The 26,571-nt window shown below is 67.7% G+C and carries 24 protein-coding genes; 13 read left to right on the top strand and 11 right to left on the bottom strand.

Annotated elements, in window-relative coordinates; genetic code table 11:
- Positions 1-39: 39 nt before the first annotated feature.
- The gene (cysS, locus tag ACXU4B_RS07150; RefSeq protein WP_131409070.1) at positions 40-1,428 is read right to left on the bottom strand and encodes a cysteine--tRNA ligase; all 1,389 of its coding nucleotides are present in this window, start codon (positions 1,426-1,428) and stop codon (positions 40-42) included.
- 249 nt (positions 1,429-1,677) lie between these two features.
- Here cysS and ACXU4B_RS07145 point away from each other — a divergent pair, with 249 nt between their 5' ends.
- The 11 genes from ACXU4B_RS07145 to ACXU4B_RS07095 all read left to right on the top strand — a co-directional run bounded on the left by ACXU4B_RS07145 (position 1,678) and on the right by ACXU4B_RS07095 (position 13,456).
- Positions 1,678-2,214 carry a glycine zipper 2TM domain-containing protein gene (locus ACXU4B_RS07145; RefSeq protein WP_205746534.1) on the top strand — a complete coding sequence of 179 codons (537 nt, stop codon included), beginning with the start codon at positions 1,678-1,680 and terminating at the stop codon, positions 2,212-2,214.
- Between the two features lie 370 nt (positions 2,215-2,584).
- Positions 2,585-3,592: an N-acetylornithine carbamoyltransferase gene (locus ACXU4B_RS07140; protein WP_131410424.1), complete on the top strand. Its 1,008-nt coding sequence runs from the start codon at positions 2,585-2,587 to the stop codon at positions 3,590-3,592.
- 2 nt (positions 3,593-3,594) lie between these two features.
- Positions 3,595-4,218 (top strand): FMN-binding negative transcriptional regulator, encoded by a 624-nt coding sequence (locus ACXU4B_RS07135; RefSeq protein ID WP_131409068.1) that lies wholly within the window; start codon positions 3,595-3,597, stop codon positions 4,216-4,218.
- Positions 4,215-4,694 carry an OsmC family protein gene (locus ACXU4B_RS07130; RefSeq protein ID WP_131409066.1) on the top strand — a complete coding sequence of 160 codons (480 nt, stop codon included), beginning with the start codon at positions 4,215-4,217 and terminating at the stop codon, positions 4,692-4,694. The genes ACXU4B_RS07135 and ACXU4B_RS07130 overlap by 4 nt, the downstream gene beginning before the upstream one ends.
- 41 nt (positions 4,695-4,735) lie before the next feature.
- Positions 4,736-5,929: an argininosuccinate synthase gene (locus tag ACXU4B_RS07125; protein WP_131409064.1), complete on the top strand. Its 1,194-nt coding sequence runs from the start codon at positions 4,736-4,738 to the stop codon at positions 5,927-5,929.
- Positions 5,930-6,097: 168 nt separating this feature from the next.
- The gene (locus tag ACXU4B_RS07120) at positions 6,098-7,297 is read left to right on the top strand and encodes an acetylornithine deacetylase (protein ID WP_131409062.1); all 1,200 of its coding nucleotides are present in this window, start codon (positions 6,098-6,100) and stop codon (positions 7,295-7,297) included.
- A gap of 37 nt (positions 7,298-7,334) precedes the next feature.
- Complete coding sequence (locus tag ACXU4B_RS07115; protein WP_240734088.1) at positions 7,335-8,600, top strand: acetylglutamate kinase; 1,266 nt, start codon at positions 7,335-7,337, stop codon at positions 8,598-8,600.
- Positions 8,601-8,603: 3 nt separating this feature from the next.
- Positions 8,604-9,560 (top strand): N-acetyl-gamma-glutamyl-phosphate reductase, encoded by a 957-nt coding sequence (gene argC, locus ACXU4B_RS07110; protein WP_131409058.1) that lies wholly within the window; start codon positions 8,604-8,606, stop codon positions 9,558-9,560.
- 123 nt (positions 9,561-9,683) lie between these two features.
- Entirely contained in the window at positions 9,684-10,979 is a 1,296-nt protein-coding gene (gene argH, locus ACXU4B_RS07105; protein ID WP_131409056.1) for an argininosuccinate lyase, read from the top strand.
- Positions 10,980-10,991: 12 nt separating this feature from the next.
- Positions 10,992-12,197, top strand: coding sequence for a glutamate 5-kinase (proB, locus tag ACXU4B_RS07100; protein WP_131409054.1), 1,206 nt, complete (start codon positions 10,992-10,994; stop codon positions 12,195-12,197).
- Positions 12,194-13,456, top strand: a complete 1,263-nt coding sequence (locus tag ACXU4B_RS07095) for a glutamate-5-semialdehyde dehydrogenase (RefSeq protein WP_131409052.1) — start codon at positions 12,194-12,196, stop codon at positions 13,454-13,456. Before proB ends, ACXU4B_RS07095 begins: the two co-directional genes overlap by 4 nt.
- Before the next feature lie 30 nt (positions 13,457-13,486).
- Here the strand turns inward: ACXU4B_RS07095 and kynU are convergent, their stop codons facing one another.
- The 3 genes from kynU to ACXU4B_RS07080 are packed head-to-tail and all read right to left on the bottom strand — an operon-like array spanning position 13,487 to position 16,365.
- Positions 13,487-14,767, bottom strand: coding sequence for a kynureninase (gene kynU / locus ACXU4B_RS07090; protein ID WP_131409050.1), 1,281 nt, complete (start codon positions 14,765-14,767; stop codon positions 13,487-13,489).
- A 60-nt stretch (positions 14,768-14,827) separates the two neighbouring features.
- Entirely contained in the window at positions 14,828-15,334 is a 507-nt protein-coding gene (locus ACXU4B_RS07085; RefSeq protein WP_131409048.1) for a hypothetical protein, read from the bottom strand.
- On the bottom strand, positions 15,331-16,365 hold the full coding sequence (locus tag ACXU4B_RS07080) for an amidohydrolase family protein (protein ID WP_131409046.1): 1,035 nt from the start codon (positions 16,363-16,365) through the stop codon (positions 15,331-15,333). The genes ACXU4B_RS07085 and ACXU4B_RS07080 overlap by 4 nt, the downstream gene beginning before the upstream one ends.
- A gap of 195 nt (positions 16,366-16,560) precedes the next feature.
- Here ACXU4B_RS07080 and ACXU4B_RS07075 point away from each other — a divergent pair, with 195 nt between their 5' ends.
- The gene (locus tag ACXU4B_RS07075; RefSeq protein ID WP_131409044.1) at positions 16,561-16,935 is read left to right on the top strand and encodes a YciI family protein; all 375 of its coding nucleotides are present in this window, start codon (positions 16,561-16,563) and stop codon (positions 16,933-16,935) included.
- A 34-nt stretch (positions 16,936-16,969) separates the two neighbouring features.
- Here ACXU4B_RS07075 and ACXU4B_RS07070 read toward each other — a convergent pair whose 3' ends face one another.
- The 4 genes from ACXU4B_RS07070 to ACXU4B_RS07055 all read right to left on the bottom strand — a co-directional run bounded on the left by ACXU4B_RS07070 (position 16,970) and on the right by ACXU4B_RS07055 (position 21,437).
- Positions 16,970-19,054, bottom strand: coding sequence for an FUSC family protein (locus ACXU4B_RS07070; RefSeq protein ID WP_131409042.1), 2,085 nt, complete (start codon positions 19,052-19,054; stop codon positions 16,970-16,972).
- Positions 19,055-19,135: 81 nt separating this feature from the next.
- Positions 19,136-19,894 carry an N-acetylmuramoyl-L-alanine amidase gene (locus ACXU4B_RS07065; protein WP_240734030.1) on the bottom strand — a complete coding sequence of 253 codons (759 nt, stop codon included), beginning with the start codon at positions 19,892-19,894 and terminating at the stop codon, positions 19,136-19,138.
- Positions 19,895-20,036: 142 nt separating this feature from the next.
- Complete coding sequence (efpL, locus tag ACXU4B_RS07060) at positions 20,037-20,600, bottom strand: elongation factor P-like protein EfpL (protein ID WP_131409038.1); 564 nt, start codon at positions 20,598-20,600, stop codon at positions 20,037-20,039.
- A 75-nt stretch (positions 20,601-20,675) separates the two neighbouring features.
- Positions 20,676-21,437 (bottom strand): SDR family NAD(P)-dependent oxidoreductase, encoded by a 762-nt coding sequence (locus tag ACXU4B_RS07055; RefSeq protein ID WP_131409036.1) that lies wholly within the window; start codon positions 21,435-21,437, stop codon positions 20,676-20,678.
- A 253-nt stretch (positions 21,438-21,690) separates the two neighbouring features.
- On the opposite strand from ACXU4B_RS07055, the gene ACXU4B_RS07050 reads away from it, so the two are divergent.
- Entirely contained in the window at positions 21,691-24,906 is a 3,216-nt protein-coding gene (locus ACXU4B_RS07050) for a hypothetical protein (protein ID WP_131409034.1), read from the top strand.
- 30 nt (positions 24,907-24,936) lie between these two features.
- Here the strand turns inward: ACXU4B_RS07050 and ACXU4B_RS07045 are convergent, their stop codons facing one another.
- Genes ACXU4B_RS07045 through ACXU4B_RS07035 form a run of 3 tightly spaced genes read right to left on the bottom strand, consistent with a single transcriptional unit; the run spans position 24,937 to position 26,563 of the window.
- The gene (locus tag ACXU4B_RS07045) at positions 24,937-25,503 is read right to left on the bottom strand and encodes a GNAT family N-acetyltransferase (RefSeq protein ID WP_131409032.1); all 567 of its coding nucleotides are present in this window, start codon (positions 25,501-25,503) and stop codon (positions 24,937-24,939) included.
- A complete protein-coding gene (locus ACXU4B_RS07040; RefSeq protein WP_131409030.1) occupies positions 25,500-25,967 on the bottom strand; it encodes a GNAT family N-acetyltransferase in 468 nt (155 codons plus the stop codon). Before ACXU4B_RS07040 ends, ACXU4B_RS07045 begins: the two co-directional genes overlap by 4 nt.
- Positions 25,961-26,563 (bottom strand): YdeI/OmpD-associated family protein, encoded by a 603-nt coding sequence (locus ACXU4B_RS07035; RefSeq protein ID WP_131409028.1) that lies wholly within the window; start codon positions 26,561-26,563, stop codon positions 25,961-25,963. Before ACXU4B_RS07035 ends, ACXU4B_RS07040 begins: the two co-directional genes overlap by 7 nt.
- Positions 26,564-26,571: the final 8 nt, after the last annotated feature.

Below are 26,571 nucleotides of genomic sequence, written 5' to 3'. Positions count from 1 at the left end.
CCTCAGTCCTCTCCCCTGCGGGGAGAGGAGGCATGAGTGTCAGCCCTTCAGCACGTTCCAGCGCGTGCCCTGGGCGCCATCCTCGATGGCGATGCCCATGGCGGTGAGTTCGTCGCGGATGGCGTCGGCGCGCTTGAAATCGCGGGCGGCGCGGGCGGCACGGCGTTCTTCCAGCAGTGCCTCGATGCGTGCCTCGTCGACTTCCGCGGCGCCACCGGCCTGCTTGAACCAGCTTTCCGGATCCTGCTGCAGCAGGCTGAGCAAGGCGCCGGCGCCCAGCAGTGCGGCCTTGGCCTGGCGCTTCGCTTCGACGTCGCCGGCCTGGCGCGCGGCATCGGCCAGCTGGGAGAGTTCAGCCAGGGCCTGCGGCGTATTGAGGTCCTCGCACAAGGCGGCCTCGACCGTGGCCGGCACCGGCAGGTTGGCCGTGTCCACGTCGATGTCGGCGAGGTCGCGCAACACGCGGTACCAGCCGTCCAGCGTGCTGATCGACTGGGCGATGGCCGCGTCGGACCAGTCCAGCGGCTGCCGGTAGTGGCCACGCAACAGCAACAGGCGCAGTGCTTCGGGCGGATGCTCCCGCAGCAGCTCGTGCACCAGCATCACGTTGCCCAGCGACTTGGACATCTTGCGGCCGCTGAAGGTGAGCATGCCGTTGTGCATCCAGTAACGCGCAAACACTTTGCCGCCGTGCGCGCAGGTGGACTGCGCGATCTCGTTCTCGTGGTGCGGGAACTGCAGGTCAACGCCGCCGGCATGGATGTCGATGGTCTCGCCCAGGTGGGCTTCGCTCATCGCCGAGCATTCGATATGCCAGCCCGGGCGACCGCGGCCCCAGGGGCTGTCCCAGCCGGGAAGTTCGGGCGTGGAGGGCTTCCACAGCACAAAGTCGCCGGGGTTCTTCTTGTACGGAGCCACCTCGACGCGGGCGCCTGCCAGCATCTCCTCGGTGTCGCGGCCGGACAGGGCGCCGTAGGCCGGATAGGAGTCCACGTCGAACAGGACGTGGCCTTCGGCGGCGTAGGCGTGGCCGCTGACGATCAGCCGCTCGATCATCGCAATGATCTGCGGGATATGCGCGGTGGCACGCGGTTCCACGTCCGGTGGCGCGATGCCCAGTGCGGCCATGTCCTCGCGGTAGGCCTCGGCATAGCGGCCGGTGATGCTCTCGATGCCCACGCCAAGCTGCTGGGCGGCCGTGTTGATCTTGTCGTCGACGTCGGTGATGTTGCGCGCGTAGACCACGTTCGGGTAATGGCGGCGCAGCAGGCGCACCAGCACGTCAAACACCACCGGTCCACGCGCGTTGCCGATATGCACGTAGTTGTAGACCGTCGGCCCGCACAGATACATCGTCACCCGGTCCGGATCGAGCGGGGTAAAGGTTTCGGTGCGGCGCGTGAGGCTGTTGTGGAGCGAAATCGGCATCGGCGGGAGGTCTGGGCGGTGAGGGCGGGCGCCTGGTGGCGCAGGCCGGTCGCGCATCTTAACAAGCCGCAGGGCGCTCCGCAGACGGCGCCCGGGGCCGCGCGGCAATGGACGGGCCAACCGGACGAAGATCGGCGGGCAGGCGCCTGTCTTTAGGAAAACTTCTAAGCGTCGATTCAGTGTGAATTTGTTGCAATGGATGCTATGAGGTGCATAGATGCGCCCACACTGCCCCCTGCGGAGGTCCCGGTGACCAAATTGTTGTTCCCCGCGCTGGCACTAGCCCTGATGGCCACCAGCGTGTTCGCGCAGGATGCGCGGTACCAGAACCAGAATGACGACAATACCCATTACGGCTGGGCGGACGTCCTGCGCGTCGACCCGGTCTACGGCGTGGCGCGCACCGAAGTGCCGCGACAGGAATGCTACGACCAGCCGGTGGTGCGCAGCGCGCCCAGCCAGGGCAGCGCGGCGGGTACCCTCCTGGGCGCGGTCGTCGGTGGCGTGCTGGGCAGCACGGTGGGCAAGGGCGACGGCCGCACGGCGGCCACCGTGGCCGGTGCGGTCGCCGGCGGTGCCGTGGGCAACAACGTGTCCCGTTCGGGCGGCGGCGAGTACCAGACCACCGAAACCCATTGCCGCCAGGTCAGCGCCGTCAGCGAGCAGCGCCGGATCATGGGCTACGACGTGGAATACCGCTATCGCGGCGAGGTCTACCTCTCGCGGCTCAACTACGACCCGGGCGAGCGCCTGCGGGTACGGGTAAGCGTCTCACCCGCGGATTGACGCCACTGAAACCGCCGCCTCCGGGCGGCGGTTCGCATTTCGGGCGGCCGCTGGGCCGCGTTCTTGTTGCATGGCAGCGAAAATCCCGTCATGATGCGCGTTCGATTACCCGGAACCTCCATGTCCGCAGCCGTCTATACCGCTACTGTCCTTACCAGCGCCCGCATGGCCGCTGGCATGACGTCGCGTGCTCGCCGACCGCTGGTCCGACATTCGGCCGGGTAGGCTGTCGCACGCGTTTCATGTGTATCGACGACAAAAACCCGGCCTGCAGCCGGGTTTTTTTGTTTCCGGATTCTGACCGACGCGGGATGGCCCGCGCTGACCACCGGTCCAACGGGCCGAACGATTCGACAAAGGCATGCACGAGATGACTCTTCGCCACTTTCTGACCACCCAGGATTACAGCCGCGCCGAGATCGACGCGCTGCTCGAACAGGCCGCAGCGTTCAAGCGCTCCCCGCGCGGACAGCAACTGGCCGGCAAGTCGGTGGCGCTGATGTTCTTCAATCCGTCCATGCGCACGCGCACCAGCTTCGAACTGGGCGCCTTCCACCTGGGCGGGCACGCCATCGTGCTGGCGCCGGGCAAGGATGCGTGGCCGATCGAATTCGAGGTCGGCACCACCATGGAGGGTGATACCGAAGAGCACATCGCCGAGGTCGCGCGCGTGTTGTCGCGTTACGTGGACCTGATCGCCGTGCGCGCCTTTCCGAAGTTCCAGGACTGGGCGGTCGATCGCCAGGACCACGTGATCAAGGCGTTCGCCCGCTACGCCACGGTGCCAGTGATCAACATGGAGACCATCACCCATCCGTGCCAGGAGCTGGCGCACGCGCTGGCGCTGAAGGAGCACCTGGGCGACCTGCAGAACAAGAAGTACGTGCTGACCTGGACTTACCACCCCAAGCCGCTGAACACCGCGGTGGCCAATTCCGCGCTGCTGATCGCCACGAAGATGGGCATGGACGTCACCCTGCTATGCCCCACGCCGGACTACGTGCTGGACGAGCGCTACATGGCATTCGGCTACCAGAACGCGAAGGAGAACGGCGGTTCGCTGAAGGTGAGCCACGACATCGAGGACGCCTACCGCGGCGCCGACGTGGTCTACGCCAAGAGCTGGGGCGCCTTGCCGTTCTTCGGCCGCTGGGAGCAGGAGAAGCCGATCCGCGAGGCAAACCGCCACTTCATCGTGGACGAGGCCAAGATGGCGATGACCAACAACGGCCTGTTCAGCCACTGCCTGCCGCTGCGCCGCAACGTCAAGGCGACCGACGCGGTCATGGATTCGCCCGCCTGCATCGCCATCGACGAAGCCGAGAACCGCCTGCACGTGCAGAAGGCGGTGATGGCGTCGCTGATCGGACAGGGCTGACCATGTACCAGCCTGCGCACTTCAGGGAGACGGACAGCGCGAAGCTGCACGCGCTGATGCGTGCTTACCCGTTCGCCACCGTGGTGGTGCAGGGCGAAGGCGGCCTGGCCGCCAATCACCTGCCGATCGAACTGGTCGACGGCAAGTTGCACGGACATGTCGCGCGCGGCAATGAACTGTCGCAGCTGGATGGCGCCGAGGTGCTGGTGATCTTTCGCGGCCCGGACGGCTATATCAGCCCGAACTGGTATCCCAGCAAGCAGCAGACCCATCGCGAAGTGCCCACCTGGAACTACGCCGTGGTGCACGTGCATGGCCGCCTGCGCGTGATCAATGACGGCACCTGGCTGCGCCAGCTGCTGGAGCGCCTCACCGACCGCCATGAAGCGGGGCTGCCGGCACCGTGGCATGTCTCCGACGCGCCGGCAGACCACGTCGAGAACATGCTGCGCGCGATCGCCGGACTGGAAATTTCCATCGAGCGCATCGAAGGCAAGTTCAAATTGAACCAGAACCACCCGGCGCCGAACCGCGCCGGCGTGGTGGCGGGCCTCGGGCAGCGCGCCGGTCGTGGCGATGCCGAGCTGGCCGATCTCATGTCACGCGAGGAAGAGGGCAGGTCGTGAGCCATACGCATCAGCACCACTACAAGGTCGATGTCATCTGGACGGGCAACCAGGGTACGGGCACGAAGACGTACCAGGGCTACGGCCGCGACCACGAGATCCGCATCGAGGGCAAGCCGATGCTGGAGGGCTCGTCCGATCCGAGCTTCCGCGGCGATGCCGGCAAGCACAATCCCGAGGACATGCTGGTCACGGCCCTGTCCACTTGCCACATGCTGTCGTACCTGCACCAGGCGGTGCTCGCCGGCGTGGTGGTGACTGCCTACGCCGACAGCGCCGAAGGCACGATGGAGACCGATGCGCATGGCGGCCACTTCACCGAAGTGGTGCTGCGTCCGGTGGTCACCATCACCGCCGGCAGCGACCCGACCAAGGCCGAGGCGGCGCACGATCCCGCGCACCACGGCTGCTTCATCGCCAATTCCGTCAATTTCCCGGTGCGCGTGGAACCGCGCATCGTGGTTGAATCTGCCTAGTTGTTTATCCGTTTAGCCTTCCATTCCAGGATTCGCAAGTCATGAGCAAAGACATCGTTCTCGCCTTCTCCGGCGGCCTCGACACCAGCTTCTGCGTGCCTTACCTCAAGGAGCGCGGCTGGGCCGTGCATACCGTGTTCGCCGACACCGGCGGCGTGGATGCCGAGGAGCGCGCCTATATCGAGCAGCGCGCCACCGAGCTCGGCGTGGCCAGCCATGTCACCGTCGACGGCGGTCCGGCGATCTGGGAGGGCTTCGTCAAGCCGTTCGTGCAGGCCGGCGAGGCCTATCAGGGCCAGTATCCGCTGCTCGTGTCCGATCGTTATCTGATCGTGGACGCAGCCATCCGGCGCGCCAACGAACTGGGCACCAAGGCGATTGCGCACGGCTGCACCGGCATGGGCAACGACCAGGTGCGCTTCGACCTGGCGGTGAAGTCGCTGGGCGACTACGAGATCGTGGCGCCGATCCGCGAGATCCAGAAGGAGCACACCCAGACGCGCGCCTACGAGCAGGCCTATCTGGAGGAGCGTGGCTTCGAGGTTCGCGCCAAGCAGAAGAGCTACACGATCAACGAGAACCTGCTCGGCGTGACGTTGTCCGGCGGTGAGATCGACCACTGGAAGACGCCGGGCGAAGGTGCCCGCGGCTGGTGCAGGCCGCGCGCCGAATGGCCGTCCGAAAAGCTGTCGGTGACGATCGGCTTCGTGCAGGGCGAGGCGGTGTCGCTCAACGGCGAGAAGCTGGCGGGTGCGAAGCTGCTGGCACGGCTCAACGAGCTGTTCGCGCCGTATGGCGTGGGCCGCGGCATGTACACCGGCGATACCACCATCGGCCTGAAGGGTCGCATCGTGTACGAGGCGCCGGGCCTGATTTCGCTGCTTGCCGCGCACCGTGCGCTGGAAGAAGCGGTGCTGACCAAGCAACAGAACCGCTTCAAGCCGGAAGTGGCGCGCAAGTGGGTGGAAGCGGTCTACGAAGGTTTCTACCACGACCCGATCAAGGCCGACCTGGAAGCGTTCCTGGCCTCCAGCCAGCGTTGCGTCAACGGTGAGGTCGTGCTGGAAACCTCCGGCGCGCAGGTGACGGCGGTGGAAGTGCGCTCGCCGCACATCCTCAACGCGAAAGGCGCGACCTACGCGCAGTCCGCGGACTGGGGCGTGGCCGAGGCCGAAGGCTTCATCAAATTGTTTGGCATGAGCAGCACGCTGTGGGCCGAGGTCAATCGCGGCTGACCATGGCTCGTCATCCCTGCGAAGGCAGGGATCCAGCACCTTAATGGCACTGGATTCCCGCATGACCAGCTCTTCAGCTGTTGAAGATCGCCTCGCGGGAATGACGGACCTACTGTGACTTTTCGTGAGCCCCGGAAGGGGGCGCGTCGAACCCACCAGACGGATCGCATGAGCGCACTACTGGACGACACTCTCAGGCACCTTCGGGCGCTGGTCAGTTATGACACGCGCAATCCTCCGCGCGAGATCGGCACGGGCGGCATTTTCGATTACCTGCGCGACAACCTGCCGGGCTTCGACGTCAGCGTGACCGATTACGGCGCGGGCGCCGTGACCCTGTACGCCGTGCGCGGCCATCCCAGGGTGCTGTTCAACGTGCACCTGGACACGGTGCCCGATTCACCGCACTGGTCCGCGGACCCGCACACGCTGCGCGTGACGGAAGACCGCGCGATCGGCCTGGGCACCTGCGACATCAAGGGCGCCGCCGCAGCGCTGGTGGCGGTGGCCAATGCCACCACGGGTGATATGGCGCTACTGCTGTCCACCGATGAAGAAGCGAACGATCCGCGTTGCATTGCCGGCTTTCTGAAGGCTTTGCCCCCTCTCCCGGCGGGAGAGGGCCAGGGTGAGGGTACGGGCGGGATCGAAGCTTCCGCTCCGGCCGAACCCTCTCCCCAACGCTGCTCCCGCAGGGAGAGGGCCTACGAGGCCATCATCGTCGCCGAGCCGACCAAGGGCGAGGCGGTGCTGGCCCATCGCGGCATCCATTCGGTGCAGATGCGCTTCAAGGGCCATGCCGGGCACGCCTCGGGCGAGCAGAAAGCGAGCGACAGCGCGCTGCATCAGGCCATGCGCTGGGGGAGTGCCGCCCTGGACTTCGTCGAGCAGCAGTCGCACGAGCGCTTCGGCGGGCTGACCGGCCTGCGCTTCAACATCGGCAAGGTCGAAGGCGGCATCAAGGCCAACATGATCGCGCCGACGGCGGAAGTCCGTTTTGGCTTCCGTCCGCTGCCGACGATGAAGCCCGAGTGGCTGCTGGAAACGTTCCGCAGCCTGGTCCAGCCGCCACCGGTGGAGTTCGTCGAGACCTTCCGCGGCGATTCGCTGCCGGCCGGCGATACCGCCACGGCGGAAGCACGCCGGCTTGCCGCGCGCGACCTGGCGGACGAGCTGGACATCCCCATCGGCAACGCCGTGGACTTCTGGACCGAGGCGGCGCTGTTCTCCGCCGCCGGCTACATCAGCTTTGTCTACGGTCCCGGCGACATCGCGCAGGCGCACACCGCGGACGAGTGGGTCGCCCTCGACCAGCTCCAGCATTACGCAGAAACCATTTACCGGATCATCGATCGTGGAAGCCCATAAGCACACCCGCAAGACCATCGTGCGCCTGTTGTCCAGCATGGGCAGCGCGAAGGAAATCCAGCAATACCTCAAGCGCTTCTCGCAGCTCGACGCCAAGCGCTTCGCCGTAGTGAAAGTCGGTGGCGCGGTGCTGCGCGATGACCTGCCAGCGCTCACCTCGTCGCTGACCTTCCTGCAGCAGGTGGGCCTGACCCCGATCGTGCTGCACGGCGCCGGTCCGCAGCTGGACGAGGAGCTCGCGGCGGCAGGCATCGAGAAGCACACGGTGAACGGCCTGCGCGTGACCACGCCGAAGGCGCTGGCGATCGTGCGCAAAGTGTTCCAGGAGCAGAACCTGCGCCTGGTCGAAGCGCTGCAGACGATGGATACGCGCGCCACTTCGGTGCCGTCGGGCGTGTTTACTTCCACCTACCTGGACCGCGACACCTACGGCCTGGTCGGCAAGGTCAGTCAGATCAACCTGGCGCCGATCGAGGCCAGCCTGCGCGCCGGTTCCATCCCGGTCATCGCCAGCCTGGGCGAGACGGAAGAGGGGCAGATCCTCAACGTCAACGCCGACTTCGCCGCCAACGAACTGGTGCGCGTGCTGCAGCCGTACAAGATCGTGTTCCTCACCGGCACCGGCGGCTTGCTGGACGACCAGGGCCGCATCATCGACTCGATCAACCTGAGCACGGAGTTCGAGCACCTGATGGCGCAGCCGTGGATCAACGGTGGCATGCGCCTGAAGATCGAACAGATCGCCGACCTGTTGGCTGATCTTCCGCTGACCTCGTCGGTGTCGATCACCAAGCCGTCCGAGCTGGCCAAGGAGCTGTTCACGCACAAGGGCTCGGGAACGCTGGTGCGCCGCGGCGAGAAGGTGCAGCGCTTCGAGTCGTGGCAGGGCATCGACCTCAAGCGCATGCGCGAGCTGATCGAGTCCAGCTTCGGCCGCGAGCTGGTGGCCGACTACTTCGAGCGCACCGTGCCGTTCCGCGTCTATGTGAGCGAAAACTACCGCACCGCGATGATCCTCACCCTGGAAGACGGCCTGCCATACCTGGACAAGTTCGCCGTGCTCGACGACGCGCAGGGCGAAGGCCTTGGCCGCGCGGTATGGCAGGTGATGCGCGAGGAGAACCCGCAGTTGTTCTGGCGCTCGCGCCACGGCAACTCGGTCAACCACTTCTACTACGCCGAATCGGACGGCTGCCTCAAGCAGCCACAGTGGAAGGTGTTCTGGTACGGCATCGAGGCATTCGACACGATCGCCCGTTGCGTCGCGCATTGCGCCACGCGGCAGCCGACGCTGGCGGGTTGAGGCATGAGCATGAACAAGCAACGTATCGGCATTGTCGGCGCGCGCGGCCACACGGGCGCCGAACTCATCCGGCTGATCGCCGCCCACCCGGCGCTGGAGCTGGCCTTCGTGTCCTCGCGCGAACTGGACGGCCAGCGCGTCGCCGATCACGTCGACGGCTTCGATGGCGAGTTGCGCTACGCGAACCTGGATCCGTCGGCGGTGGCGGGGCAGGGCGCCGACGTGGTGGTGCTGGCGCTGCCCAATGGCAAGGCGGCGCCTTACGTGGAAGCCATCGACCAGGCGAAGGCGGACACGCTGATCGTCGACCTGTCCGCCGACTATCGTTTCGACGAGCGCTGGTACTACGGCTTGCCGGAGCTGACCCGCGGGCGTTGGCGCGGCGAGAAGCGCATCAGCAACCCCGGTTGCTACGCCACGGCCGTGCAGCTGTCGATTGCGCCGCTGAAAGACCTGCTGGCGGCGCCGCCGGTGAGCTTTGGAGTGTCCGGCTACTCCGGTGCAGGCACGACGCCGTCGGACCGCAATGACCCTGAAAAGCTGCGCGACAACCTGATGCCGTATGCGCTCACCGGCCACATGCACGAAAAGGAAGCCAGTCGCCACCTCGGCGTGCCGGTGGAGTTCATGCCGCACGTGGCGCCGCATTTCCGCGGCTTGACCGTTACCACCAGCCTGTATCTGTCGCGGCCGGTGAAGCGCGAGGACGTCGTCGCACGCTTCAACGGAGCCTATGAAGGTGAGAAGCTGGTGCATGTGGTGGACGAGGCGCCTTGGGTGAGCCAGATAGCGCACCGGCACCACGTGGACATCGGCGGGTTCGCCGTGTCCGTCGACGGCAAGCGCGTGGTGGTGGTGGCGACCCTGGACAACCTGCTCAAGGGCGCCGCGACCCAGGCCATGCAAAACATCAATCGCGCCATCGGCGTGGACGAGTACACCGCGATTCCGATCTCCTGACTGTCATCCCCGCGAAGGCGGGGGCCAGCCTTTGACGAGTTCGGCGCAAGCCACTGGATCCCTGCCTTCGCAGGGATGACGAGCGAAAGACCCGCGCTATATTTTCTTGCAGGATATGACCCCATGACCCAGCCCCTCTGGCAGAAATCCGACATCAAGATCGACGCCCGCATCATGAAGTTCCTGGCCGGCGACGACGTGCTGCTGGACCGGGAATTCTTCCTCCACGACATCACCGCCAGCAAGGCGCACGTGGAAGGACTGGCCAACATCGGCGTGGTCAGCGCCGACGAGGCCGTTGCGCTCAAGCGCGAGCTCGATGCGCTGGCCGAGGATTTCCGTGCGGGCCAGTTCGTGCTCGATGAGCGTTACGAGGACGGTCATTCGGCCATCGAGGCGCGCCTGACCGAGCGCCTTGGCGACGCCGGTCGCCGCGTGCACACGGGGCGCAGCCGCAACGACCAGATCCTGGTCGCCACCCGGCTGTGGCTGAAGGACCAGTTGGCCGCGCTCGGCCGGCATTGCCGGGCCGTCGCCGCGGTCTGCCTGGAGCGCGCCGCCCAGCCGGCCATACCGCTGCCGGGCTACACCCATCTGCAGCGCGCCGTGGTGTCCTCCACCGCGATGTGGTTTGCCGGCTTTGCCGAAGGCTTCATCGACAATGCGCTGCGCGCGCAGCAGACCGCCTTGCTGATCGACGCCAACCCACTGGGTACGGCGGCAGGCTACGGCGTGAACCTGAAGCTCGATCGCGAGCACACCACGCAGGCGCTGGGCTTCGCCCGCATGCAGCTGTCGCCGATCTATGCCCAGCTGTCGCGCGGCAAGTTCGAAATGGCGGTGCTGGAAGCGATTGCCGGTGCCCTGCTCGACGTTCGCCGCCTGGCCTGGGATCTGTCGCTGTTCACCACGGCCGAATTCAACTTCGTGAAGCTGCCGTCCGAGTACACCACCGGCAGCTCGATCATGCCGAACAAGCGCAACCCCGACGTGGTGGAACTGTTGCGTGCCAGCTACGCCAGCGTGGCAGCGGCCCGTACCGAGATCGAGCAACTGCTGTCGCTGCCCTCGGGTTACCAGCGCGACCTTCAGTTCTCCAAGGGCTCGCTGTTCCACGGTTGCCGCCACGGCCTGGCCGCGCTGGAGCTGGTTCCCGACCTGCTGGCGCGGATGGAGTGGAACGAAGCGGCCATGCGCGCCGCCATCGAGCCCGCCATGTACGCCACCGACGTGGCGATCGAGCAGGCGGCGGCGGGCGTGCCGTTCCGTGACGCCTATCGCGCGGCGGCCGATGCCGCTGCATCCGCCGGCGCCGGGCGCACGCCCGAGGGGAGCCTGGCCGCCCGCGTGTCACCCGGCTCGGGCCATGACCTGCGGCTGGACGAATTGCACGCTAGACTCAGCCATCTGGACGGCTAAACGGTGAAAGGCATGGGGGCCGTCAGCACGGGGAATGCCGAACACCATTCAAGGGAGCAGGGCGGTGCGTTGCCCGAGCAGGCGCTGCCAACCTGGCGACGTGCCGTGCTCAAGGTCGGCAGCAACCTGCTCGCCGCCGGTGGAGGCGGCCTGACCACGCGCCATGCCGCAGCGCTGGCGCGCTTCATCGCCGACAGTCGCGATGCGGGTCGCCAGGTGGTGCTGGTGTCGTCCGGTGCCGTGGCGGCAGGGCGGGCCATGCTCAGGGAGCGTGCAGCCGTCGCGGGCGACCTGGCCGCGCGCCAGGCGCTGGCGGCGCTGGGGCAGGCACCCATGATCGCCCTGTGGCAATCGCTTGCCGCGCGGCCCGTGGCGCAGGTGCTGCTGACCCACGACGACCTGCGCAACCGCCGGCGCTATCTCAATGCCCGCGCCACGCTGCGCGAACTGCTGGCGCTGGACGTGCTGCCGGTGGTGAACGAGAACGACACGGTGGCGGTTGATGAACTCAAGCTGGGCGACAACGACAATCTCGCCGCCATCGTCGCGGCGCTGGTGGATGCCGACCTGCTGCTGATCGCCTCCGACATCGATGCGCTGTACAGCGCCGATCCGCGGCGTGATGCGGCTGCCACGCCGGTGGCGCGCGTCCACGCGCTCACTCCCGAGGTCCTGGCGATGGCCGGCGGCAGCGGCAGCGCCGTGGGTACCGGCGGCATGCGCACCAAGCTGGAAGCGGCCACCAAGGCGTCAGCGGCCGGCATTCCCACTGCGTTGTTCAGCGGTCGCCAGCAGGCGACGGTCGAGGCGCTTTCCCGGGGATGCCTGCGCGGGACGCTGATCGCCGCCGCCGGCACGCGCATGCAGGCGCGCAAGTACTGGCTGCGGCATGCGCCGGCGGCGACCGGACGGGTCCAGGTCGATGCGGGCGCCGGGCGGGCGCTGGCCAGTGGCCGCGCCTCGCTGTTGCCTGGCGGCGTGGTGGGCGCGAGCGGCGAATTCCACCGCGGCGACCTCGTCGAGATCGTCGATCACGCCGGCCGGCCCGTGGCGCGTGGATTGAGCCAGTACGGCGCCAGCGAAATCCGTCGCATCGCCGGGCGGCACAGTCGCGAAGTGGAGCAGGTGCTGGGCTACAGCTACGGAGCTGAAATCGTGCATCGGGACGACCTGGCGCCGCTGGTCGATGCCGACACCAGCGGAGAGCTGCACGCATGAGCGGCATCCGCGCCGACGCCATCGCATGCCGGGACGCCGCACCCTTGGTGGCCGCACTCGGCACCGCGGCCAAGCAGGCGCTGTTGCGCGCCATGGCGACTTCGCTGGAGCAGCATGCCGCCGGCATCCTGGCCGCCAATGCGCGCGACATGGAGCAGGCCGCGGACAAGGGCGTGCAAGCTGCCTTGCTGGACCGGCTGCGCCTCGATGGCCCGCGCGTCGAGGCCATGGCGCAGGCCCTGCGCGAAGTGGCCGGATTGCCCGATCCCGTGGGCGTGGTCACGCGTAGCGAGGTGCGGCCGAACGGTATCCTGGTGGAACGCGTACGCATTCCGCTGGGCGTGGTGGCGATGATCTACGAGGCGCGTCCCAACGTCACCGCCGACGCCGCGGCTTTGTGCCTGATGGCAGGCAACGCCGTGATCCTGCGCGGCGGCTCCGAGGCCTTGCATTCCAATACGGCCATCGCCGAGGCGTTGCACGATGCCCTGCGCGCGCACGGCCTGCCGACGGCGGCGATCACCCTGGTCACCGACCTGAGCCGACAGGCCATGGTGGAGCTGCTGCAACTGGTCGACCTGGTGGACCTTGCCATCCCGCGCGGCGGCGAGGGGCTGATCCGCTTCGTCGCCGAACATGCGCGCGTGCCGGTGATCAAGCATTACAAGGGCGTGTGCCACCTGTACGTGGACCGCGCAGCCGACGCCGGCGTGGCTCTGGATCTGCTCATCGACGGCAAGACCTCGCGCCCCGGCGTGTGCAATTCGCTGGAGACCTTGCTGGTGCATCGGGACATGGCGGCCGCATTCCTGCCGCGGGCGGCCGAGGCGCTGCAGGCGCGCGGCGTGGAGCTGCGCGGCGACGAGCGCACGCGCGCCCTCGTGCCTGCGGCCATCCCGGCCGGCGACGAGGATTACGCCGCCGAGTTCCTCGACCTCATTCTTGCCGTGCGGGTGGTCGACGATCTGGAACAGGCCATTGCGCATATCCGTCGCCATGGCTCCGACCACACCGAAGTGATCGCCACGCGCGACGAGGCCGCCGCACAACGCTTCGTGCAGGCGCTGCGCTCGGCCGTGGTGATGGTCAACGCGTCCTCGCGCTTTTCCGATGGCGGGCAACTGGGGCTGGGGGCGGAGATCGGCATCTCCACCACGCGCCTGCACGCCTACGGACCGATGGGGGCGGAGTCGCTCACGGTGGAGCGCTTCGTGGTGCACGGCGACGGGCAGGTGCGGCACCCGCAGAGTCGCGGGTAGCCAGTCACGTCGGTCGCCGGTGCGCGATGCTCAGGCGCGGCTGGCCCAGCGTCGCACGGCTTCGGCGAAGGCCAGGCAATCGGCGTGGTGGTTGTACAGCGGCGCCGGCGAAATGCGGATCACGTCCGGTTCGCGCCAGTCGCCGATGATGCCTTGGTCCATCAGGTACTCGAACAGCGAACGCCCGCGTTCCCGGCCGCCCCTGACGCGGATGGACAGCTGCGAACCGCGCCGCGCCGGGTCGGCGGGCGTCACCACTTCCAGTACGTCCGGCAACTGGGCATGCACCAGCCATTCCAGGTAACCGGTGAGGCGTAGCGACTTCTCGCGCAGGCGCGACATACCGGCACGGCGGAAGATTTCCAGCGACACGCGCAGCGGCGTCAGTGCCAGGATCGGCGGATTGCTGAGCTGCCAGCCGTCGGCGCCATAGGTGGGCACGAACTGCGGGCCCATCTGGAAGCGGGTGGTCTTGTCGTGGCCCCACCAGCCGGCGAAGCGCGGCAGCTCCGTGCGCGCGTGGCGCTCGTGCACGAAGGCGCCACCGACGGCGCCCGGGCCGCTGTTGAGGTATTTGTAGCTGCACCAGATGGCGAAGTCCGCGCCACTGTCGTGCAGTTGCAACGGCAGGTTGCCCACGGCATGGGCCAGGTCGAAGCCGACCATGCAACCGTGGCGACTGGCCAGCCGCGTGATGGCGGCAAGGTCGAACGCCTGTCCGGTGCGGTACTGGATGCCGGGCAGCATCACCAGCGCGATGCGCGAACCATGTTCGGCCAGCACGCGCTCGATGGCAGCCATGGAGATGAGGCCATTGGCTTCGTCGCCTTCCAGCTCGATCAGGGACGTTGCCGGGTCGAAACCGTGGAAACGGATCTGCGATTCGACCGCGTAACGGTCGGTGGGAAACGCGCCCGCCTCGACCAGGATCGCGTGTCGCTCCGGTGTCGGGCGATAGAAGCTCACCATCATCAGGTGCAGGTTGACGCCCAGCGTGTTCATCGCCACCACTTCGGACGGCTGCGCGCCGACCACGGTGGCGAGGTCGTCGCGCACGAACTCGTGGTAGTCCATCCACGGCAGGCGGCCCTTGAAGTGGCCCTCCACGCCCAGTTCGCCCCAGTAATCGAGTTCGGCGCTGAGCGCGGGACGCACGGCGCGAGGCTGCAGCCCCAGCGAATTGCCGCAGAAGTAGTGGCTGTCGCGGCCCTCGTGCGGCGGAATCAGGAACTCGTCGCGAAAGCCGCGCAGCGGATCGGCGGCGTCGTGGGCCTGCGCCCAGGCGAGGGTGGCTTCGTAGGTGGCGGACATCGGCGGATCTCGTGCGTGAGGCGTCGCGCGCGCAGCTCGCGCGCGACGCCGGAGGTGTGCTTACTTCAGGCGTGCGGCGATGGCGTCGCAGCCCTTGTCGAACGCAGCCTTCCACGCCGCGCCGGCCTGGCTTTGCGCCGGGCGCACGCAGCGCAGCTGGATGGCATGGTTGTCCTTGAGCCAGTAGCGCTCGCTGTAGCTGTACTGCGCGCCGTTCTCCTGCGCGGAGTAGGTGAAGTTGTCGCTGCCCTGGCTGGTGCCCGCCTGGTAGCCGGTCAGTGCCTTGGCCTTGCCCATGGCGCTGTTGACGTACTGCTGGAATCCGCTGAGGTCCGCCACCTGCTTCACCGTGACCGTCACCCGCGCCAGGCTGCTGTTGGCGGTGGGCGACGGGTCGGGCACCTGGAACACGCGGACTTCCGGGTCGCCCTGGGTTTCCATGATGCCGACCCACTGGTCGGGCGTGCTGAAGTTGACGCTGCCACCGGCCATGCTGACATCCGTGGCGTGGGTTGCGCCGGCCAGCACGAGCGCGCCGGCGGCCATCATGTTGCGGAAGAAGCTCATGCCTGCTCCTGGGAAACGGCGGTGGGTTCGAATCGGTGTCGTGGCAGCCCCAGCCATTCCAGGGCGGTGCCATGGAAGAGTCGCGCGCGGTCCGCCTCACCCAGGCCCAATGCCTCGATGCCGCTGCCCGGATGCTGCTCCCCCAGCGGGAAAGGATAGTCGGTACCCAGCATCACGCGATCGACGCCGGTCACATCCAGGAGATAGCGCAGGGCCTGGGGATCGTGCACGCAAGAGTCGAAATACAGCCGCTGCAGGTACTCGCGCGGGTTGCGCGGGTTGTCGGTGGCGACCAGGTCGGGGCGCATGCGGAAGCCGTGTTCGATGCGGCCGATGCTCCAGGGGAAGCTGCCGCCGCCGTGGGCCAGCATGACGCGCAGCTTTGGCAGGCGTTCCAGCACGCCGCCGAAGACCAGGCAGCAGCCGGCGCGCGACTGTTCGGCCGGCATGCCCACCAGCCAGGGCAGCCAGTACTTCGGCATGCTGGCCGCGCCCATCATGTCCCACGGGTGCACCAGCACGGCGGCGCCCAGGTCGGCGGCGGCCTCGAAGAACGGGAACAGCTCCGGCGCGTCCAGGTTCCAGTCATTGCAGTGCGAACCGATCTGCACACCCTGCAGGCCCAGTTCGTCGATGCAGCGCTCCAGCTCGCGGATGGCCAGGTCGGGCGACTGCAGCGGCACGGTGCCGATGCCGGCGTAATGACGCGGATAGTCGGTGCACAGCTGCGCGGTCTGGTCGTTCAGGTGCCGGTGAAGTTCCAGCGCCTGGTAGCCGGGCGCCCAGTACGAGAACAGCACGGGCACCGTGGAAACCACCTGCACGCTGACGCCGAAGCGGGCGTAGTCGTCGATGCGCTGCCGGGCATCGAAGGCCGAATCCCATACTTCGCGGAAGAACTTGCCGTCCTTGTAGATCCGGTGCCGCCCGTCGTTGTGGATCATCACCGGAAAGCGGTCGTCGCCGTACTTGGCGGCCAGGTTCGGCCAGTCACGGGGAAGGATGTGCGCGTGGGTATCGATCTTGAGCATGGCGTCGAGTGTAAGTCCTCGCCGGGTCGACGTCGCGGGGGGCCGTGGCGGGCCTGCGGGCCGCGGTTTCCCCGCGCCGCCGATCCGGCCCGCTCGCGCCGTTCCGCGCGTCCCGGGAAACCTGAACGTGCATTTTGGTCGCATTCGCCGGCATCATGGCGGGCGCGATCACGGCGACGGCCGGCGGAGGCCCCCATGAAATTCCTGGTCATGATCTATTGCGACGACGCGCTGCTGGAAGCGCTGCCCGAAGGCGAATTCGACAGCATGATGCGCGGCTGTTTCGCCCGTGCCGACGCCTTGCGCGCCGAAGGGCGCCTGCACGACTCGATGCAGCTCGAATCGCCTCAGGAAGCGAAATCGCTGCGCATGCGCGACGACAAGATGAGCGTCGTCGACGGACCATTTGCCGAGGCCAAGGAATATCTTGGCGGCTTCAACGTGATCGAAGCGGCGGACATGGACGAGGCCGTGCGCATCGCCAGCGAGTTTCCGTGGTCGCGCACGGGACGCATCGAGGTGCGGCCGGTGCGGGACATGGACGCCGTGAGGCGCCGCGTCGGGGCGTAATCCGTTCGCCTGCACCCGCTGCGGGGGCGGCGCGTCACACCGTCGCTGCGGATTTGCTGCGGCTGCGGCCGGTGATGTGGGCCAGCGTGTTGACGTTGTCGACCAGGCGGTCGCTGATGCGCGTGAGCAGGTCGGCCGCCTGGCGATCCTCGGTCATGTTGAGCAGGGCGGTGTAGGTCCGCTGCAGGGCGCGCAGGTCGGGCAGGCGCTCGGGCGTGCATTGCGTACGCAGGGCCCCGGCGATTTCATGCAGCGCCGAAGCGGCGTTGTCCACGAAGATGCACATCTCGGCGGGCTCGGGCAGGTTGTGGTGATCGTCGATCAGCGCTTCGAGCGTCATCGCCGTGCGTGCGAGGCGGTTGCCGTTGGCGAACAGCGCGCTGGCCAGTTCCAGCAGGGCGGGCGGCGTGGCCGGCTCGGCGCGCATGCGGTCCAGCGAGGCCAGGGCGTTGCTGCGCGCCGTGCGGGCGGCGGTACGTGCCTCGCGTCGACCGTCGCGTCGTTCCGGGCGGGCCAGCGCGTGCAGGTAGTCGGCGTAGGCATCGAGCATGTCCGACAAGGCAGCGCGGGCGCGGCCGCGTTCCCAGGTGGGCCACAACACATAGGCCAGCAAGGCCAGGCCACTGCCCAGTGCCGTATTGATCACGCGGTCCATGACGGCGTCAGTGGAATTGACGCCTTCGAACGACAGCAGGATGACCACGGTGCCGGTCAGCGCCGCCACGGCGACGCCGTAGTGCGCCGTGGCCAGATAGCGGAAGCCCATGCACAACACCGCCATCAGGGCCAGGTGTACCCAGGCGTCGTTCGGGGTGATGTGCAGCAGGAACGAGGTGAGCACCAGGCCCAGCACGGTACCGACCACCCGCAGCAGGCCGAAGTTGAAGGTGGCCGAGAAATCGGGTCGCAACACGATGGCCGCCGTCATCGGCAGCCAGTAGCCGTGCGGTAGGCCCAGCTGGCGCGATACGTACAGCGTGGCCGACAGCGTGACGGCACTGCGCACGGCATGGCGGAACGCGACCGAATGCGGCGTCAGGTTGGCGCGCAGGGTGGCGCGGGCCGAACTGCTGCGCAGTGCGGCGGGCAGCGGCGTTTCAGCCGCGGCTGCGCGCAGTTCGCCGCGGCTGCCGGCCCAGTTGGCGTTGCGTACCGCGGCGGCCAGCTGGCCCGACAGGGCGTGGATGTGCGTGGCCAGGCCGTCGGCCGTGCCGCCATTGCCGAGCAGGGCGTTCTCGCTGGCCTGCAGCGTCTGCAGCGCGTGCTCGGCCTGTTGGGGCGGCTCGCCCGCCTCGAGCGCGTCGGCGACGGCGGCGAGCACGCGGGCGGCATCACCGCGGAACATCGCGTGGATGCTTGCATGGGCCCGCAGCTCCGCCATGGCGGTGAGTTCGAGGCGGATGCGCTCGGCCAGCTCCAGCAGCACGCCGAACGCCTCCATGGCGCGACCGCGCGCGTGGTGGCGGCCGAGCAGGGTGTGCTGCAGCGTGGTCATGGCGTCGGTGAGCGCGGGCACGTCGGCGTCGTCATGCGCCTGTTGCCGTGCCAGCGCGGCCAGGCCCCTGTACACCTCCGCCAGCGCATGGCGCTCGGGACGATACCGTTGCAGCGGCCACGCGGCGATCGAGAACAGGGTCAGCAGCAAGCCACCCGCAAAGATCAGGCCGGCAGCGCCCAAGGCCTCCGGCAGGGGGCGTGGCGTGGCCGCCGTGACCACCAGCAGGATCATGCTGGTCATGCCCACGCGCGTCATGTCGGTGCCGAACACCACCAGCAGGCCGCCACAGAAACCGAACGCCGCCGTGGCCAGCAGGATCGGCACCAGCTGGTCGCCGATCAGGAAGCCGAGCAGCGAGGCCAACCCCGCGGCGAACGACGCCAGCAGCAGCCGCAACAGGCGCTGGCGGTAGGGTCCCGGCTGGTCGGAGAACATCGTGTCCAGCGCGCCCGCGCTGATGCCCAGGCCGATGCCGGGGTGGCCGCTGGCGATGCCGATGGCCAGGGGCAGGATCACCGCGCCGGTGTTGCGCAGGACCACGCGCAGGGGCACGTCCGGCGGCCTGGTCGTGAGCAGGCTGTCGACGACGGTGGCGCGTAGCGAGTAGGCGCTGGCGGGCATGGTGCTTCGATCACTCCCAGGCGAGGCGCCGATTTTGCCTCAGCCAGCCTGAAGCGGATGCGACGACGGACACGACCGCCCTCAGGGCGTGTCCGCGCCGCCGAGCTGGCGGGACAGCGCGTACAGCACGCGCAGGTCCTGGCTGTCGAGGGTGTCGCTGTCCATGCCACGGAAATGATGGTGGAACGAACGCACCGCGGCAGGGCGGTTGTCCAGCGGATAGCCGACCAGTCCCAGCGCCATCCACGGATCGAACTCCGGCGGCGGGTCGACGAGCGGGCCGCGCGGCCACAGGCCGAAGCCGGCATCGGCGAGCTGCTGCCAGGGGAAGCGCGGGCCCGGGTCGTCCTTGCGCCCAGGCGCGAGATCCTCGTGCCCGATGACCTGCGTGCGTGGGATGCGCAGGCGCGTGGTGAGGTCGCCGAGCAGGCGCAGCAGACTGTCGATCTGCGCGGCGGCGAACGGTGAGTCACCGTCGTTGTCCAGTTCGATGCCGATGGAGGCCGAGTTGACGTCGGTAATGGTGCCCCAGCGCCCGGCACCCGCGTGCCACGCGCGTTGTTCGTCGGCCACCAGCTGGTAGATGCGGCCGTCGTCGCCGATCAGGTAGTGCGCACTCACCGGACCGCCGCGGTTGGCGGTGCGCAGCGTATCCAGCGCCTGCTGCGCCGAATGCTCGTTGGTGAAATGCAGCACGATCAGCACCGGTCGTCGTGCGTCGACGTTGGGCGAGGGCACCCATTGCGCCAGCGGGTTGCGCACCGGCGCCGGCACGCAGGCCGACAGCAGGGCCAGCAGCAGCGCCAGCCACGCGACGCGACCGACGCGGAAAGAGTGCACGGACCGGCTGGGGCGAGTGGACACGGCAGTCACGCGACGACGGGGAACCATCAAGCTCGCGCAGCCGCGAGCCGCCGTCAAGCCAAAGCAAGACGGCGCCCGGAGAACCGGACGCCGTCGAGGTCATGCCGAAGGCGCAAGCTCAGGCGCGGCCGGCGAATTCACCGGTGAGCGTGTTCACCCAGACTTTCTCTTCGTTGGTGATGTACTCGGGCACCTGGATCTCGATGCCGGTGTTGAGCTTGGCCGGCTTCGTGCGCTTGGTGGCGCTGGCGCCCTTCAGTTCCGGCGCGGTGTCGACCACGGTCAGCGTTACGCTGGTCGGTACCTGCAGGCCCACCGGCGCATCGTCGATCAGCTGCACGTAGTAGCCCTCGACCTCCTCGACGATGTAGCCCGTGTTGTCGCCCACCAGTTCCGGCGAGAGCAGGTACTGGGTGTAGTCCTCCTTGTCCATGAACACGAAGACTTCACCGTCCATGTACGAGAAGTTCGCCTCGCGGCGCACCAGGTCCATTTCTTTCAGGTCGTCGTCGGCACGCAGGCTCAGGTCGAACTTGCGGCCACCGGGGATCGAATACATGGTGAAGCGGAAGGTGACGTTGCCGCCGCGCGCGGTGGGCGCGCTGCGCTCGATGTCGCGTACCTGGTACACCGTGCCTTCGTGTTCGACTACGTTGCCTTTCTTGACGTCGGAAGCTTTCATTGGGTGTCTGATCGTTGGATGGACGTTTCATGGTCGTCATCCCTGCGGACGCAGGAATGACCGCAGCAAGAGGGCTTACTTCGGTTGCAGGCGCACCGCGCCGTCGAGGCGGATGGTTTCGCCGTTGATATAGCGATTGCCGAGGATGAAGCCCACCGTGCTGGCGAACTCCTCCGGTTTGCCCAGGCGCGACGGGAACGGGATCGAGGCCGACAGCGACTCCTGCACCTGCGGCGGCATGCCGTCCACCATCGGGGTCCAGAAGATGCCGGGGGCGATGGTGGCCACGCGGATGCCGAAGCGCGACAGCTCGCGCGCCATCGGCAGCGTCATGCCGACCACGCCGCCCTTGGAGGCCGAATACGCGGCCTGGCCGATCTGGCCTTCGAACGCGGCCACCGACGCGGTGTTGATGATCACGCCGCGCTCGCCGTCCTCGCCGGCCTCGTTGGCCTGCATCAGGTTGGCGGCGGCCTTGGCCACGTTGAAGCTGCCCACCAGGTTCACCATCACCGTGGTGGCAAACGTGTTCAGCGGCATCGGGCCGTCCTTGCCGAGCATGCGGCCGGCGCCCAGGATGCCGGCGCAATTCATCACCACGTTCAGTCCACCCATGGCGTCACGCGCGGCGGCGACATTGGCGGCGACGCCTTCCTCGGAGGTGACGTCGGTGCGGAAGAAGTGGCCGCCCAGCGCCTTGGCCGCCTGCTGGCCCTTCTCCTCGTTGACGTCGAACAGCGCCACGTGGCCGCCGTGGTCGACCAGGAACTGTGCCACTGCGTGGCCGAGACCGGAGGCGCCGCCGGTGATGATCGCCTTGACCTGATTGAGCTGCATGGGGAAGTCCGTAAAGCGGTGGAAAACGCCCATAGTAGCCCAGCGGAACCCGTCCGGTCCCGGCGGGCGGTCCGGCCAAACCGCGGGCCAGGGCGCGTCGCGACCGCATGGCCAGGCGGCCGGCCTATCACGGGTAGTCATACGTAGAGCTTTTGTCGGCGCCGCCTATATCGATCTTCCGGGCTATTTCCGCGCCGCCCGGGAGTAAAACCTAGGGGTCGGCTACAGGCGCCGTCAGCGGAGGAAGGTCGCCATGGAGCTAGGGGACGAGCACCCGCAGCGCGCTGCGGTGGCCCGGGCACGCGCCCGGGCGGCTTCGTCGTGGCTGTTGGCCGGTTGCGTGCTGCTGCTGGCGTGCAGCGGGTTGCTCACTTCGCACGCGGCGGCGGCGGATGCGCCTGCCGGTCCCGGCAGCGCGTATTTCATGACCACTGCGCAGCTGGACGATCCGCTCAAGCCCTTCACGCATTTGCCCAAGGGAGCAGCGGTCCATGTGCGTGCAGCGGTGATGGCGCTGCCCGATCCGCTGGAGACGCGCCTCGGTCGCGCCTTCGACGTGGAACTGGGCGCCGTGATCAGCGCGTTCCAGGCCAGCGGCTATGCGCTCGACGGCTTTGCCTTCGCGTGGTCGCCGCGTGATCCGAACCAGGGCGGCGACTATCCGAAGATCGGTGGCTCCACGCGCCGGCTTCCCGGCGTGATGCTGTTCCGTCGCGACGACTGGCGTAGCTGCAACGGCGCAACCAGGGCGGCCAGCTTCTGCGGATCGAGCTATTACGCCTTGTTCGTGGTGGGCGAGACGCCTACCTCCGGCGTACACCCCGAAGCATTTCGCGTGGCGGCCCATTGCGCGATGGCAGTGGACAGCATGGCGCGCGGGGCATCGCCGGCCGATCTCACGGCCGTCGACTGCAGCAAGGCAGGGGATACGCCGGACACGATGATGGCCGGGCTCGATTGCGAGCAACACCTCGACGTGATCGGTCCCGCGTTTTCCGGCTCGATGGAATCGATGGCTGCCGCGCTCGGCAAGGTGGCTGCGGAGTTGGCATCCGCCCCATGCACGGGCGCGTCGGCCAGGCAGCTGCGCGTCCGGCTGGTGTCGCCCTCGGCCAGCGTGAGCAACAACGAGGAGATCAGGTACCACGCCTATCTCGCCGCGGCGGACACGCCCCGGTTCAAGGTGGCGTTCGAGTACCGGTCGCTGGCGTACAGCGTGGCGGACCAGATGGACACGGTCATGGCCTATCTCGAGCCACGCCTGGGAACCGATGGCAGCATCCTGGTGCTGAGCGAGGAGTCGAGCTTCGGCGAGGGCGCGCGTGACGATGTCACGGTCAATCGGCTCGGCGAGGGCAACGCCATTTGCACGCGTCGCAACGAAGGTGGCGGACAGGGAGCACCGCACTGCTGGGGGCATCTGGTCAACGTGCAGTTCCCGCCCAACGTCGCGGCCATCCGCGCCGAGCACGTCAAGGTCAGGCAGAGCGAAGACCAGCAGCGCAAGCAGTTCCTCCCCGATCGGCTGCTCGAACTCGACCTGACCGGGGTGGACAAGGGCACGGACCAGCCGCCGACCTACCAGCCCAGCCTGTCCTCCCGCTCGGACGAACTCATGCTGTACCAGACGTTCGATGCGTTGAAGAAGTACATCCGTCCGGCCGCCGTGATCATCGTCGCGACCGACGTGCGTGACCGGCTGTTCCTGCTCAGCGAAGTACGCGACCTGCTGCCGGGCTCGCTGCCCATCGTGCTGGAGCAGGACAACCTGCTCGAGCATCCCGACTATCGCGACATCAGCCGCGGCAGCATCACCATGCCGGCGGGACAGAGCCTGGTCTGCCTCAACAGCTACAACGATCCGATGCCGTGTCCGGTGGGAGAGCGCCGCACGGACGCGCTCTCGCAGGGCCATGATTCGTGGCAGTGTCCCGCCATGCCGCGACACTTCGCTTTCGCCACGGACTACGCCGCCAACACATTCCGCGCCACGGTGCGGCTGGCCAAGCTGCAGAGCATGCCTGCCGGGCAAGAGCACCAGTTCACCGATCCCGATGGCCGGTGGATGGCGCCGCCGGTGCTGGTCGCGACGCTCGCGGGCTTCCAGTACCTCGATGCCACGAGCAAGCCGGCGAAATCGGCAACGGCGGACAATCCGTGCCAACGGACATCGTTGCGGGGCGGGCAGGACATCCTGATCGTGGCCGACACGCGCATCCAGTTGCAGGAGCCGGTCTATCTGGCCATGGCGCTGTTCTTTGCCGTGATGCTGGCGGTCGCCTTGTGGCTGACGTGGAACGGGCGCGACGTCTCGCTGGTGTCCTTCCCCGTGTGCCGCCACGCGCTGCGCTGGATGCGCGTGGCGCCGATCGCCGGCGAGCCGTTCGCCAACCCGTCGTCGGGCTGGCTGTTCGCGTGGCTGGCGTGCGCGTTGGCGGGACTCGTCATCACCGGTTCCAAGGTCATCACCATGCTGCCGCCGCCCTCGTACGGCGACACCAACCTGGCGCACGGCCGCGACTTGTGGGCGCTGATCGCGCTGTGCCTTGGCTATGCCTGCTTCATCGCGTTTGCTGCCTTGCGCGTGCTCCACTGGAACACGCATTGCCGGGCGCTGGCCCAGGCCATGGGCAGTGAATCGCGCTTCGGCGCACGCTTGCTGCAGCAAGGCCACTGGCACGCCACCGTGGGTGCGCTGGTGCTGCTGGTCGGCCTGGCGCTCAGCGTCAACGACATGAGTCCCACCACCTCGGATTACCCGTGGGTGTCCGAGCTGACGGGCCTTTTTGCCCTTGGCGCCAGCGCGTTTTTCCTCGTGCTGTTCGGCGAGACCTTCGACCGCTGGCGACGCATCTGCCTGGAACTGGCCAGGGTGATCGCCTTCGTGCGCGAGAAGACCAGGCTCGCCGACTGGCCCATGCCGTGCCTGCTCGACGAACGCCCACGCAGCCCGTTCAACATCGTCATGCGCAGCGAAAACTACGATGCATGGCGCAGGCAGCCGTTCACCGACTGGACCGGGCAGACGCGCCGGCTGCTCGGCCGTGACTGGCCGTTCGATGCCGGTGCAGCGTCGTTCGATGCCTGGCAGGCCCAGCTGGTGGCCGAGATGAAGCTGGCCGCCGCGGCCGTGCGCACCAGCGCCTGGTGTGCCGTGCTCGGCTCGACGCTGGCACTGATGCTCATGCAGGTGTTCCCGCCGGTGTATCCACGGCTGCAGACCAGCGCGGCCACCATCCTGCTCGTGCTGTCCTTCGTGGCCATCGTGTATGCCGTGCTCCAGCTGGAGAAGGACGCGCTGCTCGGCCGCATGTTCACCGCCGACAAGGATCACCTGACCCTGGGCGGTGCGCTCACGGCGCTATGGCCCAAGCTGCTGGCCTTCGGTTCGATCCTGGTGATGGTCTTCCTGCCCAGTGCGTGGGACTGGCTGGGAGGCCTGGTGAAGGCGATCAATACCTTGCACTGAGCCACCGCGCGCAGCGACGGCGCGTGGTGGTCAGGCGGCCAGCAGCGCGCGGAAGGCGTCGGTGTGGGCCAGCGCCGGGAAGGCCATGACCGGGCGCGGAGGCGTCTCGGGTGCCTGCAGTTGCTTCTGCCAGACGCCCACGTCCCACCATTGGCCCAGCTTGTAGCCACTGCTGCGCCACACGCCTGCGGGCGTGAACCCCATGGACTCGTGCATGGCCACGCTGACTTCGCCGGGCAGGGTGATCACGCCGACGGCCTGGTTCAGGCCTTGCAAGCGCATGGCGTCGAGCAAGACCGCGTAGAGCCGGCGCGCGATGCCGCGGCGACGCGCATCGGCATGCACATAGATGGACGTCTCGGCGATCCAGTCATACGCGGCACGTTCGCGGAAGCGGCTGGCGTAGGCATAGGCCAGCACGCGTCCGTCCTCCTCCCAGACCAGCCACGGATACTGCCGCAGCCGGGTCACGATGCGTTCGCGCATGGCATCGACGCCGGGCAGCTCGGTTTCGAACGTGGCCACGCCCTCGAGCACCGAAGGCACGTAGATATCGTGGACAGCGGCCGCGTCGTCGGCGCAGGCGATGCGGATCATGCGAGTGACTTTTCCATGCAGATGCTCAAGGGATTGGCACGGTGTTCGCCGAAGGGCGCGCAGCGACGGTAGCCGGCGCGCCCGTAGAGTTCCAGCGCTTCGGCCTGCGCGGTGCCGGTTTCCAGCCGCACCAGGCCGCCACCACTGCGCGAAACCTCGCGCTCCAGCGCCTCCAGCAGTTGCTTGCCCAGCCCGAGCCCGCGACAGGCCGGCAATACGTACATGCGCTTCACTTCCACGTAATCCTCGTGGCGCACGCAGGCGCCGCACGCCACCGGCGTGCCATCCACGCGCGCCGTCAGAAACGTCACGTTGGGCTGGGTCAGTTCGGCGACCGTCACCGGCTGGATGTTGCCGGTGGGATACAGCTCCGCCAGATAGCCGTCCAATTGCCGGATCAGCGGCATCACGTCCGGCGACGTGGGGTCATCAGCCTCGAAGCGGAGCACGGGCGCCTTCAGCATGACTCGTACTTCCAGTTGCGCCGCTTGCCCTCGGCGAGCCACTCGAGCGTGGTGGCGAGACGCTTCTGCCGCGTGGCCTCGGTCTTGGCTTCGGTGATCCATTCGACGTACTCGCGTTGCGCGCCGGGCGGGAAGCCCTCGTAGGCCTTGCGCGCCGCGGCGTGCTTGCGCTGCGCAAACGATGCCGCCAGGTCCTCCGGCATCGCCGGTGCCGGCCGTGGCGCGCCCGCCGTGCGCTGCTGCTTTACACCGGCGTCGTTCAGCGCCATCGCCTTCCTGATGTAGGCGATGAGGGTCTTTTTCGGTGGCAGGTCCTTCAGCGAAGCCAGCTTGCCGAACTGGCCCATGCCTTGCCCGGCGTCCTCGCCGACCACTTGCTTGTGCAGCCAGAAGCCGAAGCTGCAGTGCTGCTTGAAGGCCGCCATGTTGCACAGGGGCGAGCCCTTGTAGCTGAAGAACGGCATGCTCCACTTCAGGCCCTCCTCCACGTCCGGGCAGGCCTCGTGGACGATCTTGCGCAGATGTTCCAGGGTCGGCTGCGCGAAGGGTGCCGCTTTGGCGATATAGGCGTCGATGCGTGGGTCATGGCTGGCCATCACGGAAC

The organism is Dyella soli (assembly GCF_054482295.1).
Note: the sequence above shows the minus strand (reverse complement) of the source record. Positions and strands in the feature narration are given on the sequence as shown.

What these genes read in the sequence shown, in the direction of transcription:
- cysS (WP_131409070.1), bottom strand. Translation starts at nt 1,428, where the DNA reads ATGCCGATTTCGCTCCACAACAGCCTCACGCGCCGCACCGAAACCTTT.
- ACXU4B_RS07140 (WP_131410424.1), top strand. Translation starts at nt 2,585, where the DNA reads ATGACTCTTCGCCACTTTCTGACCACCCAGGATTACAGCCGCGCCGAG.
- ACXU4B_RS07135 (WP_131409068.1), top strand. Translation starts at nt 3,595, where the DNA reads ATGTACCAGCCTGCGCACTTCAGGGAGACGGACAGCGCGAAGCTGCAC.
- ACXU4B_RS07125 (WP_131409064.1), top strand. Translation starts at nt 4,736, where the DNA reads ATGAGCAAAGACATCGTTCTCGCCTTCTCCGGCGGCCTCGACACCAGC.
- ACXU4B_RS07120 (WP_131409062.1), top strand. Translation starts at nt 6,098, where the DNA reads ATGAGCGCACTACTGGACGACACTCTCAGGCACCTTCGGGCGCTGGTC.
- ACXU4B_RS07115 (WP_240734088.1), top strand. Translation starts at nt 7,335, where the DNA reads ATGGGCAGCGCGAAGGAAATCCAGCAATACCTCAAGCGCTTCTCGCAG.
- argC (WP_131409058.1), top strand. Translation starts at nt 8,604, where the DNA reads ATGAGCATGAACAAGCAACGTATCGGCATTGTCGGCGCGCGCGGCCAC.
- argH (WP_131409056.1), top strand. Translation starts at nt 9,684, where the DNA reads ATGACCCAGCCCCTCTGGCAGAAATCCGACATCAAGATCGACGCCCGC.
- proB (WP_131409054.1), top strand. Translation starts at nt 10,992, where the DNA reads ATGGGGGCCGTCAGCACGGGGAATGCCGAACACCATTCAAGGGAGCAG.
- ACXU4B_RS07095 (WP_131409052.1), top strand. Translation starts at nt 12,194, where the DNA reads ATGAGCGGCATCCGCGCCGACGCCATCGCATGCCGGGACGCCGCACCC.
- kynU (WP_131409050.1), bottom strand. Translation starts at nt 14,767, where the DNA reads ATGTCCGCCACCTACGAAGCCACCCTCGCCTGGGCGCAGGCCCACGAC.
- ACXU4B_RS07085 (WP_131409048.1), bottom strand. Translation starts at nt 15,334, where the DNA reads ATGAGCTTCTTCCGCAACATGATGGCCGCCGGCGCGCTCGTGCTGGCC.
- ACXU4B_RS07080 (WP_131409046.1), bottom strand. Translation starts at nt 16,365, where the DNA reads ATGCTCAAGATCGATACCCACGCGCACATCCTTCCCCGTGACTGGCCG.
- ACXU4B_RS07075 (WP_131409044.1), top strand. Translation starts at nt 16,561, where the DNA reads ATGAAATTCCTGGTCATGATCTATTGCGACGACGCGCTGCTGGAAGCG.
- ACXU4B_RS07070 (WP_131409042.1), bottom strand. Translation starts at nt 19,054, where the DNA reads ATGCCCGCCAGCGCCTACTCGCTACGCGCCACCGTCGTCGACAGCCTG.
- efpL (WP_131409038.1), bottom strand. Translation starts at nt 20,600, where the DNA reads ATGAAAGCTTCCGACGTCAAGAAAGGCAACGTAGTCGAACACGAAGGC.
- ACXU4B_RS07055 (WP_131409036.1), bottom strand. Translation starts at nt 21,437, where the DNA reads ATGCAGCTCAATCAGGTCAAGGCGATCATCACCGGCGGCGCCTCCGGT.
- ACXU4B_RS07050 (WP_131409034.1), top strand. Translation starts at nt 21,691, where the DNA reads ATGGAGCTAGGGGACGAGCACCCGCAGCGCGCTGCGGTGGCCCGGGCA.
- ACXU4B_RS07045 (WP_131409032.1), bottom strand. Translation starts at nt 25,503, where the DNA reads ATGATCCGCATCGCCTGCGCCGACGACGCGGCCGCTGTCCACGATATC.
- ACXU4B_RS07040 (WP_131409030.1), bottom strand. Translation starts at nt 25,967, where the DNA reads ATGCTGAAGGCGCCCGTGCTCCGCTTCGAGGCTGATGACCCCACGTCG.
- ACXU4B_RS07035 (WP_131409028.1), bottom strand. Translation starts at nt 26,563, where the DNA reads ATGGCCAGCCATGACCCACGCATCGACGCCTATATCGCCAAAGCGGCA.